5 protein-coding genes are annotated in these 12,129 nt (G+C 41.1%); 1 reads left to right on the top strand and 4 read right to left on the bottom strand.

The features are described from left to right. Positions 1-19: 19 nt before the first annotated feature. Positions 20-460, top strand: coding sequence for a CBS domain-containing protein (locus tag FIU99_RS03350; protein WP_006959761.1), 441 nt, complete (start codon positions 20-22; stop codon positions 458-460). 50 nt (positions 461-510) lie between these two features. Here the strand turns inward: FIU99_RS03350 and FIU99_RS03345 are convergent, their stop codons facing one another. From FIU99_RS03345 to aceA, 4 genes are all read right to left on the bottom strand, one after another. After that, the gene (locus tag FIU99_RS03345; RefSeq protein ID WP_006959762.1) at positions 511-4,044 is read right to left on the bottom strand and encodes a hypothetical protein; all 3,534 of its coding nucleotides are present in this window, start codon (positions 4,042-4,044) and stop codon (positions 511-513) included. 38 nt (positions 4,045-4,082) lie between these two features. Then, entirely contained in the window at positions 4,083-4,607 is a 525-nt protein-coding gene (locus FIU99_RS03340) for a hypothetical protein (protein WP_152472017.1), read from the bottom strand. A 2-nt stretch (positions 4,608-4,609) separates the two neighbouring features. Next, positions 4,610-10,540, bottom strand: coding sequence for a SpvB/TcaC N-terminal domain-containing protein (locus FIU99_RS03335; protein WP_152472016.1), 5,931 nt, complete (start codon positions 10,538-10,540; stop codon positions 4,610-4,612). A 259-nt stretch (positions 10,541-10,799) separates the two neighbouring features. Further along, positions 10,800-12,113, bottom strand: coding sequence for an isocitrate lyase (gene aceA / locus FIU99_RS03330; protein WP_006959764.1), 1,314 nt, complete (start codon positions 12,111-12,113; stop codon positions 10,800-10,802). Positions 12,114-12,129: the final 16 nt, after the last annotated feature.

Raw genomic sequence — 12,129 nt, 5'->3', positions numbered from 1 at the left:
TATCACTCAGGAGGCAGCCATGATAAAAGTCGAAGACATGATGACGCGCACCCCCCATACCCTGCTGCGTTCACACCTACTTGCCGACGCAAAACATACCATGGAAGCACTAGATATTCGCCACGTTCCAATTGTCGACGCTAATAAGCAGCTACTTGGCGTGGTTTCTCAACGTGACGTGTTGGCCGCACAAGAATCGAGCTTACAGCAAATCCCAGAAAACCAGTCCTTCACTCTCAATACACCACTTTATGAAGTGATGAAAACAGGTGTCATGACGGTTTCTCCTCAAGCAGGATTGAAAGAAAGCGCCATCTACATGCAGAAGCACAAGGTTGGCTGTCTACCTGTGGTCGAAAAGGGTCAGTTAGTCGGTATTATCACTGACAGTGACTTTGTTGCCATCGCTATCAATTTGCTAGAACTGCAAGAAGAAGCCGAGCCTGAAGAAGTTGAGTGATAATAAAAAAGAGCCTCATAAGTTATTATGAGGCTCTGTGCTTTACCAAATTATTTAAGTAATAGGAGTGGCCCTAGGTCACCACCGCCACAAGTTTCAGCATTGCGTGACTGGAAGCGGTGCTTAACGCGCATTTCAATATCATCAATACTTTCTAGGTCAACAATATCACCATATCTATCACTTAGCTTTACGGAAAGCCTCCACCCTGAAGCTGCTACACTTCTTTCTTTAAACGAATATGTAGGGTTTAGCAATTCTGAATTCTTGTCATAGCTAAGCATGATATTTGCTTTCATCTGCTGGCGGTAACTATCTTTTGCGAAAAAGCCACCATTGGATACATCCCAGAAACGAGCAGAATAAGCAATTAGCTCGTCCTTAACACCATCTTCGTTGTCTGTAAGAGCACCTGGTATACGACTACGCATATAGTTATTCCCGCCGTAGGTTAAATAGGCAGGTGTCGATACTTCTCCAGAAACATCATGGCTTACAACTAGGTTAAGGGAGACTGCATCAATCTTATCCAAATATGTACCAGCATCTAACAAGCAAGTCAGATCTCCTTCATCTGCAACAACTGGCCCTTGGAAGAAATTGGTCCTAGGTAGCTCTTTAACTGTACTAAACTCAGCTGTGAACCAATAATCGGTCCCGACTCGTCTAGAAAGCTGCTGTAGTTTAGCTTTAAAAGCTTCGTCAGCAGTAAGCATTTCTCCTGTTCCGTCAGGCGATGGGTACCACATTGTTTTTCCTCTCAGAGTATCAACGTACCCAAAGATATGCTTTTTCAACGATACGGTATCAGTCGCTTCTTGAGTTGCTCTAAAGTTCCTCACATCATCGAAGCGCTTGAGAGAAGCAAAGTAATCGACAAGTTGCTGAATATCCTGAATCTCAAACACCGAGTTTTTATCGAACCCCCTAGTTCGATCGTAAAAAGGTTCTTGCCATTTATATTCCAATGCCTGAACGGCATAGAAAAGCCACTCCTGTAGCTCTACAAAGTACAACTCAGCTCGCAGTGTCTCAGCAGTCAACTCACTATAGTGAAGTGGATCTGCATAATACCTCTCAGCTTGGCGTACCTCATTCTGATTCAACTGAGCAATTAAGCGACGAGCTTCAGAGCTAAAACCTATCAATCTTTCTACTTCTTGTTCCAGATAAACAAGAGATTTAGCAATATCGACTTTTGTCGTTTCTAACTCCAAGGTGAGTGCTTTGATTCTAGCTTCAGAGTTTATATCTAAAAGCCCACGTTCTAAGCCCCTAATCGCAGCACGCTCAAGAACAGCTAAAGTCTGAGTATAATGATCTGATTGATCAGCTGGCATGTTTTTTAGGTTTGATTTTAAATCTTCTAGCGCCGCCAGCAAAACAGGCATGTCAATTTGACCTGAGCTATTCACGAATCCTTTTAGAGTCTCTAAAGATTGCTTTGTACTCTCAGAATTAATAACCGCATGCATATTGGTTGCAGAAGTTTGACTGTCTTTAATTAATTTACTAAGAAGAAGTTCATTCCTACCAAACAAAACTGCAATTTTTTCTACTGCATTACTAACCTGCTTTTCTTTTTCAATTCTTTCTAATTCAATTGAAATATTCTCAGAGATGGATTGATGCGCCGTTTCGGCTCTCTGCACAGCTAGCTTTGCTGCCTCTATGCTCACCTGTTGCTGAACAATCAAGCTACCTTTTCGGCTCGACTGAGATTGAGAGTCACACGAACGAGAATCACCTTTTTCTAGAGTACATCCGAGAAGCGCAAACAATCTATCATTCAATACACGTTGTTCTTTAGAAAATGTTTGTCTGAATATATCTCTCTGATATTTGTAATTAGCACGTGCTTCCTGTGCTTTAATGAGTGCTTGCTGAGCTGTTGTGACTAGTCCATATTGTCCCTCAAGCATAATTTCTATCGCGTCAAATGAATCATGAACAACGCTACCTTGTGGCTTGTACCCCTGTAACAGTAAGACAAAATCATCAGGAAGCCCCAAATAGTTGCCATTACCTCTTAACCATTGAATTATTGCTTTAAGCTGCTGAGAATAACTTTCAAGCTTAGCCTTTTCTGACGACAGCATGAAATGTGTTTCACTATGACTCTCCAATAGTGCACTTAACTGAGACTCCTTATTTAAAACCAGTTCGAGTACAGTTTGCGCTTCGTTCGCTAATTGGACTTTTTGCTCACTAGAATCCGCATATATAGCTTTAACCTTACTCAAATAAGATTGTTGCTCTACCAGCTTATTCATCACTTGATACACAAGAACTACATCTTTATAGCCAACAACTAAGGGCTCTCCCTCATAAACTGGCGAGTGTTGACCTTCCCCATTTAAATAAATCGCACTTTGCAAATCGCGCTTGGGAACTGCGGTGATAAATGCTTGTGTATGATTCTCAACCAGATTCCAGTATTCGACTAATGTTCGCTGAAGAATATCGACCGCTTCTTGGCGGCTCAACTCAATATCAGAAAGACTTGATTGCTCAATCCAACGTATTCTAGATTCATCGATTGAGCGATTCGCGAGAATATAATCAGCCGCTGCTCTATCATAGTAAACATCTATTAGCGCTGATTCTAGGTAAGCGAGATCTGGCCTAAGTGATAAGAAGCCTTCTAGAACTTCAATAGCATTATCAGCTTTGTCTTTCTCTACAGCGCCCCACAAATCACTATAACTTGATACCTTTTCATTATTTGATATAGCAGAAATAATATCCCCAGTTTCAGGGTCTAAAGTGTACATTCGTTCTAAATAACGAAAAGCTGCCGTATCTTTAACCTCTGGGTTACTAGAATACCTAGAGTACAATGATGACATAACATCTTGTATGGGTGAGTGCTTTTGAGCTATTTGAGACAGATTTATCGTACACTGACCATCAACGTTCACACCTTTTTTACAAAAATGAATAGATGGTTCAAGCAGCACTTTTGAACATAAGCTCCCGTTTTGAGTATAACCATTAGAACAGTGCTCTAGACGAGGTCTATCCACAACTTTTTTCCGTATAACCTCACTATCAGAATACCAGCTACCACTTTTGACAACTCGACTAATCCCATATACCCACCCATCTGCATGTCTATAGGATGAAAGATAACCTCCTTCATAAACCTTACTCCCTTTCCAATAAATTACTTGCTTACCAGAGCTATTCCTATATACCAAAGAGGAATTAGGGTAATACCTACTACCATTTGGAGCAATTTTAGCTGGTGAGTAATACCTTTCCGTCAAAGTTTTACGGCAAGAATTTCCGTTCATTTGGTAGCCAGAAGGGCAAGAATAACTTAGAGTTTGTGTCACTGTTTTGGTACATTTTTGCTTATCAGCACTCAATGAAAAACCATCTTCACACTTTAGTGATATAGGTTCAAATACCTCTTTCTCACAGTTATTTCCTTTTTTATTAAACCCATCAGGGCACGTATAATAAATAAACTCGTCACCATATGGATACGACTCCTCGATAGTATCAGAAGCATATGTCCTAGCAGATAACATTATTAAGAGCATAAAAAGCCCTACCAAACTTTGTTTAGTATAATTCATTTTTTATCTTTTACTTTTGAGTTATAGACAAATTGGCATTATAGCCAATCATTCATTCTGTTATATTTCTTATATTCATATTCATCTTTTAGAGACTTAATAATCCCGATACCAAAAACCAAATTCAATGCACAAGACGAAATTAGCAAGTCAAAGTAATCAGCATCCTCGCTATTTTTAGAATGCCAAATACTGTTGACCTCTCTTAGGTAAATAAATGAGTCATAAAATGATAATAAAATAAGACTAAGAGATAAAAACACCAAAGCAGATATGAAAACCATTATTATTTTTGACTTGCTGATATCCTTGGGTAAAAAGCAATTGTCATACCAGCCTATGACTAGACAAAGTGGGAATATAATAAAACTAGAAATAAAAACTGTCACATGTATTTTTTCTATCGATTGACATAAATAATTTTCAACACTAGCACTAAAATACATCTCATATTTTATTGCCTGACAGTATCCATCTACGTCAAAATAAAATAGGTGCCACAATAAAAACAATAAAAACATTAGCGCACCAAGCCATAGAATTCTCTGTACAATCAATCTCATCACTACTCTTCCGACTTATTTACTGACGACTCTGTCGCATCACTTTGCACATTTTCAACACCATTAGAATTTGAGGTACTATGTCCTCTGGCTCTATTATCATTTTTGTCTCCACCAGAGCCTGTGCCATTGTTGTCACTAGTTTCATTATTACCACTGGCTACCACTGCAGATAATGTTGTAGAAAGTGTCGTGCTCATTGCTACTTCTTTTGCAACAGTATGAGGGTCCTGTTTAGGTACCATTCCTGTCGCTACACGTCCTTGTAGGTTATTAGGCACAGAGCCTTGTAAAAATTGCCCATAAGGCTTAGCGTCATTCCACATCTTTTTTACCGCTGTATTACTAGAAGGGCCAACGGTCGCCCCGATTAAACAAGCTGTTGCTGCCGAGTCTGGCTCAAAACCTTTATTTATCACTGAATCTGCCGCGATCCCAGATACACAACCTGAAAGTGCTTTAGCCGCAGCACCACTCCCAAAACCTATCGCTCCAACACCACCCGCTATGGCTCCTGTTGCAAAACTATTCCAGCTAAATTCCTTACCCGCGAGCATATCCATAGCCACGTTAACGGTTCCCCCAATAGCGGCCCCCAGAGCGACAGCTCCAAGGTGAACAATAAACTCACCTTCAGGGTCATGGTACATGATAGGGTTGCCGCGAGCGTAAGCATATGGTGACCATTGCTGAGGATCGGTGAACCGGTCTGAGTGATAAAAAACAGGATCGGGAGTAATAAATTGCCCGTGAGACGTATTCAAATACCTTTGCTCAAAATAGCCGAGGCCAGTCTCAGAATCCCTTTCTTTGTCTGAGTACCGATAATGAACCTCACTACCACGTCCCAATTCAGCACTGACTTTACCGAAAGGCTGATAACTTAAGGCGCTTAGCACGCCACCATTTTGGTCCAATGTCAGTTCAGTCGAATGTTGATGTTGCTTAATAAAATATTTATCCGCCGAAAATGTTCCTGAAGCCTGAGTTGACACAGCAATTCTTTGATTCTCAATACGAGCGTACTTATATATACGTCCATCTCGAATTTCGACATTGGGAAATAGATAAAACACAATGTGTTCTTTTCCCGACGAATCGGTAAACTTTTTGGCAGTACGCTGATTATGGTGATCATAGGCATACTTGGCGCTCATACTCGAGCTAGTCGCAGAGATCATACGGCTAGAATGATCCCATTCCAGAGTATGATCTCCGGAACTGATTCGGTTCCCGATCGCATCATAGCTATACTTTTGGTTACCTGCTTGAGTCAGAGCGTTGGGGCCTGACCTCTTATTAGAATCTGAGTGAACACCCGGAATCTCTGATGCCTCTCCTCCATAAAGCATATTGCGAACAACATTTGAACCTGTAGCCTGTTTGGATTCAGATAACTGGATTAAGTTTCCAATAGGGTCAAAGCGATACTGTCTGCTAGAAGTTACATTTCGGTTGCTATAAATTCGATACCAATCGTCATACTCAATCGACTGTGTCTGATCCAGCATCTTCCAGCGAGATGCTTCCCCTAACTCTTTTGCAATAATCGACTTTTCGGACTGAGTTCTTTGGTCCTCAATAAACGTGATGTTAGACGCTTCATCGTATTCATAATGTAATGATTGAAGATAAACGGAGTCTTCATCTCTCCACGTTTCAGTTTCAATCAACCGATCTAAATTGTCATAAGCAAAGCTTCTTGTTGTCCCATTATCTAACTTCATCGACGTTATTTTTCCGGAAGCTGAATACGTCAATTGAGAAGCAACACCGCCTAACTTTATGAGCTCCCCCCCTTTACCAAAGACGTAGCTAAGAAAAGTATCATCAGGGAAAATTTCTTTAACTATTTGACCTGCACTATTGAACTCTTTTTGCATTACATGAATATTAGAAGTTGTCCCAAAAGCTTTTACCTCCTTAGCGATATAATTCCTATTACCATTGGTGTCGTAACCGTAAGCAACTGAGCCTGACTCATTGCTTACCGAAGATAAACGTCCAAGTAAGTTGGCCTTTCGGCCACCATCACTATCATAACGATACTGAGCAATTTCTTTAGCTCCCATTAAATCAAAAGACAGCTCTTCGTAAGGGCTACTTGGTACAACCTCACTCGCACGGTAATATTTAGCACTTATTCTGTTTGCACCATCATATTGATAAAGCCTTTTAACTCCTCTCGAATCGACTTCAGTAATCAACTTGCTAGCGGAATTATAACGACGCCAAATCTCTCCTCGGTTAGGGTCACTAGCGTACACCTCTCGGTTTAACCCGTCATACACCATGTGTCGTTCATTGCCATAAGCATCAATCAAACGAGTAAAGTTGCCTAGCCCATCAAAATCATATTGAGTGTTCCACTCTTGAAGACCTCCTCTCTCCCCCGACTCATCGACACCAACTATTTCAGAAATCAAGCGCAGCTTCCCTAACCCATCAAAATACATATGCTTTCCAGCCCCTGAGTGTTTTCCTCCAGATAATGTTTGCGCTGTGTCTTGCACCCAAAGTGCCAAGGGGTAGTATGTCCTAGACGTATAAGTAGAACTTTGTGTCGCTGTTGCCGGGAAGCTTTGCGTTAGTAAACGGTTAAGCCCATCAAAGCTGCTTTCGATAGGATCTTGATGCTCCCAAGTATGAAAGCTAAGGCTTGATGAGAAATAAGGGAGGTATTCTTGAACAACATTTCCTCTCGCATCGTAAACATTACGCTTGTTTACCCTAAATCCGTCTTCTGACTCTTCGACCTTCATCAGCAGTTCACCAGAGCCTCCGAAGTATGATCGACTTCTCTTCGCAACTCCTCCAGCTTCAATTCGCTGCTCTGTTTCAATCCAGTTGACATGTGAGTCTTCAAACTCTGATTGGTATCCGTATTTAAAGGATCGCGTTGGCATGGAGGTGCTATCATTCGGTTTAACAACAGAAATAAGCCGCCCTAAACCATCATACTCGTAAAACGTTGTATTCTGATTAAAATCTGTATAACGACTCACTACTCCGTGCGTCATATCGAAACCAGCGGAAACAGACAGTCCAATACCCCCTAACTGAATAACCTCAGACACTGGATAGAGGCCATCTTTAAAACGAATGCTCCTATAGTGGCCCGGCTCAATTCCATATAACGGGTCTAATATCTGAATGGTATTTCCATACTGGTCGTGCTTATAACGCGAGGTATAAATCCGTTCACTAGAATAAGCGGGATTAACCCATTGAACATGGGATGTCAGGTTACCATTTGTAACTCGTCCTAAATTGCTTAAAGCATGCGTTTCATCGTCAAATAGCCATTGTTGTTTAGAAAGCACCTTTTTAGAGCCATCTTGCACAATTTCTTCAGTTAGGCGATTTAGTTGCCAATTGTCTACTGATTCTGAATTGCTGGAGCTGAATGTACGTAAGGTTTCTTTTTCATCAACAAACTTGTTATCTAATCTTCCCCAAAACATCTCCCTAGTCTGATTTCCATAATTGTCATATTCGTAATCCCATACGAGAGTAACGGGCTCTTTCGTGCCTTTCTCAATAACTTGCTTTTCTAACTTAGATAAATGTGAGTAAGTAACCTGACGTCCATCAAATGTATCACTGAATAGAGTTTTCGTATCCCAGTCAAATTTCTCTTGTGAATAGACTTTGTTATCTGGTGAAGAAACAGTTATTGAAACAGCTTTTCCTCTCAAGGATTTTTTCTCTTTACCTGAAAGAAATTCGTATTTAGTAATTAAACCTTGAGTATTTGGAGTAGATGGCTCTATCACTTTAGTTTTGAGAAACCCCGTAAAACGCCTTTCACCTGGGGAATAAAAACTATCGTAATATCTATAAAGTGTATTAGCTTGATGTTTTTTCGGGCGGCTTTTATCAATAGTTATAGTGCTATTAACAACAGGAATGGAAATTGGAGATACCACCTTCCATGGGCTTCCCCTCATTTCTTCTTTTTTCATTTGACTCGAGCTAGGCTCATAAGAAATATTCGTTATTAAACCTATACCATTATCTATACTAGCTAATAAGTTGGCTTGAACTCCATTTGCAAGTGAAATATAAGAAAATGACCTGTCACGTTTTCCCGGACGATACCAAACAATATCGGAAACAGAATCACCATCAATATCAGCAAATTTAACGACAGTTGGAGCAAATCCTCCGTCATGCTCGATAGTTTGACCTTTTCCATATGTCCACTCGGACGAATCATCCGAATATCCAGTGTTAGGCCACAATGTCACTGTCTTTCCATTTAGGTAAATGAGATCTACCATACCATCATGGTTAACATCGGAGAGTCGTAAGCTCCGGGTATCAAACAATTGCTTTCCTATGGCACTAAAGTCAGCGACATTAATAGCTTCTCCAAAACCATTCACTCCTTTGCCAGGGAAGTAAGTCATTTTGGTTCTACCTATATGAATAAGATCAGAAAGATTGTCCCCATTGATATCTGCGAGAAAAGTATCTGGGCTACCTAATTTGACGCCTTCACTTCCGAAAGGCATCTGCATCATAGTTGCTATATCCCAACCATTACCATTGTTAACCGAAATGGTATGGGAATGAACGGTGCCCGATGAACTAGAGTTGGTCGAAAAAATGTCCGGGAGTCGATCATTATTTAAATCAACAATTTTTGCTGAATCTGAGTCTGCATTAATCCCAGTTCTGCCGTAGCGCGCAGATACCTCCCAGCTATGAGATGTGTTAAGTGAATAGGACTGTCCGCTAACTGAAGTTAGCGTTAGGATATCGACTCGACCATTACCATCAACATCAGCCCACTTAACACGTTTATCTGACAGCTTTAAACGTGTGTAGGTTCCCATTCTCTCCATCGGAGAAAAAGAAACGTCTTGATTGTCGCCGAGACCTTGATTTAACCAATATGTATGTTTCGATGCGCCAGTATTTATTACATCAGGTAAACCATCAGCATTAATATCAATAAAGTCAGTATCAGGGCTAGATAATGGGATTGTTTTTGCTGATGGTACATACTTTGTTACAGGATTATCTATAGAAAAGCTGGTATAAGTATAACTAGTAGGAGGGCCATAAATAGAGCCATCACCTGCGTTTTTTCTAACTTTTACTAAACGTGAAAGAGAGTTCCAATCAGTTATGCTATCGTATTTAAACTCATAACTAAAAACCTTCTCCCCGTAATTAAAAGTTGATATGTTTTCAATTCTAAACCTTGTTTCTACAGAGAATGTTGATCTATAAGAAAGTAAAATATCAGGCCTAATTTCATACTCAAAAAGCACTTTGCTGATTCCATCGTTATAGCTAATGCTCTCTAAGTAAACGGCCGTCGTTTCGTCAAGCTTTGTATATTTAAACTCTACGAGATTTCCATTTGCATCACGCATGCTTTCAATATACCAACGAAAAGTTTTTTCCCCACTAGAGATAGTGGAGTCTAGCTCTTTACCAAACTTCCACAAAGAACCATCTGGTAGATATACATTCCATTCATTCCCGAACTTTACATAGCGAAGAAATTTCCCTTCGATCTCTGCTCTATACTCGTCCTTAGAAATCGCGACTAAGTCTTCACCATCATTATTTACAAAATAATCATTACCATCAATATAAGAAGGTAAGCCGTCTGTTGTTTTTCTTTGAATAAATGGAAGAGATAATTTCCTTCCAACACCTAAAATACCATTCCCATATCCACTATCGTACTGTATAGATAGCTTTGGCGAGTAATCATTCCTACCTTTAGGTAGTTGAATAGATAATGTATCCGTTGATGAACCTGTATTTAGTCTAGTTTTAAACCCTTCACCTAACCCTTGTATTGTCCCCGGACCACTCGGTAAGGAAATAACATTTGATGACACTCCGGACTCAGAAGAAAAAACGGTGATGGAGTAGAACAGAGTACAAATAAAAACAGCAAAACGGCGCATAATATAAGGTTATTAGTCATCATCAAGGCCGTGAATTATCAATAATAACAATAACCAGACAACAAAATATTTACAGAACGAATGCCCATTTTGAAGCTTGTAAGGAATTTATATAAATTATAATGATACAAATAATAATATCTGAATAAAAAAAGAGCGACTTAATGTCGCTCAAAGCATGTCAAAGTTTATGCCTAAACAGAATATCGATGACCGAAGGCTAGCAAGTGAGAGCCTTGGTCATCATGACAGGGATACTTTAGAACTGGTCCTCTTCTGTTGAGCCAGTCAGAGCCGTGACTGACGAGTTGCCACCTTGGATGGTGTTGGTCATCTTGTCGAAGTAGCCTGTACCCACCTCTTGCTGGTGTGCAACGAAGGTGTAACCTTTCTCTGCTGCTTGGAATTCAGGGCGCTGTACTTTTTCAACGTAGTGGCGCATACCCTCACCTTGTGCGTAGTCATGCGCAAGTTCGAACATGTTGAACCACATATTGTGAATGCCCGCTAGTGTGATGAACTGGTACTTGTAGCCCATGTCAGAGAGCTCTTGCTGGAATTTAGCAATGGTTTCTGCATCCAAGTTTTTCTCCCAGTTGAATGAAGGAGAACAGTTGTACGCAAGCAGCTGATCTGGGTATTCAGCGTGAATCGCTTCTGCAAACTTACGCGCTTCTTCCAGACACGGTGTTGCCGTTTCACACCAGATAAGGTCAGCGTATGGTGCGTAAGCTAGGCCGCGAGCAATCGCTTGGTCAATACCTGCACGTACACGGTAGAAACCTTCTTGAGTACGGTCGCCTTGAATGAAGTCTTTATCGTATGGGTCGCAATCGGAAGTCAGTAGGTCTGCTGCGTTTGCATCCGTACGAGCGATAACCAACGTAGTAGTGCCAGCTACGTCAGCTGCCAGACGAGCTGCAACCAGCTTCTGAACCGCTTCTTGAGTCGGAACAAGAACTTTACCGCCCATGTGACCACACTTCTTCACGGATGCTAGCTGATCTTCAAAGTGAACACCTGCCGCGCCAGCGTCAATCATCGATTTCATTAGCTCGTATGCATTGAGTACGCCACCAAAGCCGGCTTCTGCATCTGCAACGATTGGTAGGAAATAGTCGATACCACCTTCATCAGCAGGAGACTTACCGCCAGACCATTGGATTTGGTCCGCACGACGGAATGAGTTGTTAATGCGTTTAACCACTGAAGGCACTGAGTCAACCGGGTAAAGTGATTGGTCAGGGTACATAGTCGATGCAGTATTGTTATCTGCCGCTACTTGCCAACCTGATAGGTAAATCGCTTCAATACCCGCTTTCGCTTGCTGCACCGCTTGACCACCTGTCAGTGCACCCAAACAGTTTACGTAGCCTTTCTTAGCATCACCGTTGACCAAAGACCACAGTTTGTCTGCACCGCGCTGCGCAATTGTGTTGGCTGGCACCATCGAACCGCGCAGTTCTACGACTTCTTCTGCTGTATATGGACGCTTTACATTTTTCCAGCGTGGGTTAGTTGCCCAGTCTTTTTCAAGAGCTTCGATTTGTTGGCGGCGAGTTAAATTAGTCATCGGTCTATCCCTCTAT

This window comes from Vibrio sp. THAF64 (genome assembly GCF_009363455.1).
Classification (GTDB): Bacteria; Pseudomonadota; Gammaproteobacteria; order Enterobacterales; family Vibrionaceae; genus Vibrio; species Vibrio coralliilyticus.
Note: the sequence above shows the minus strand (reverse complement) of the source record. Positions and strands in the feature narration are given on the sequence as shown.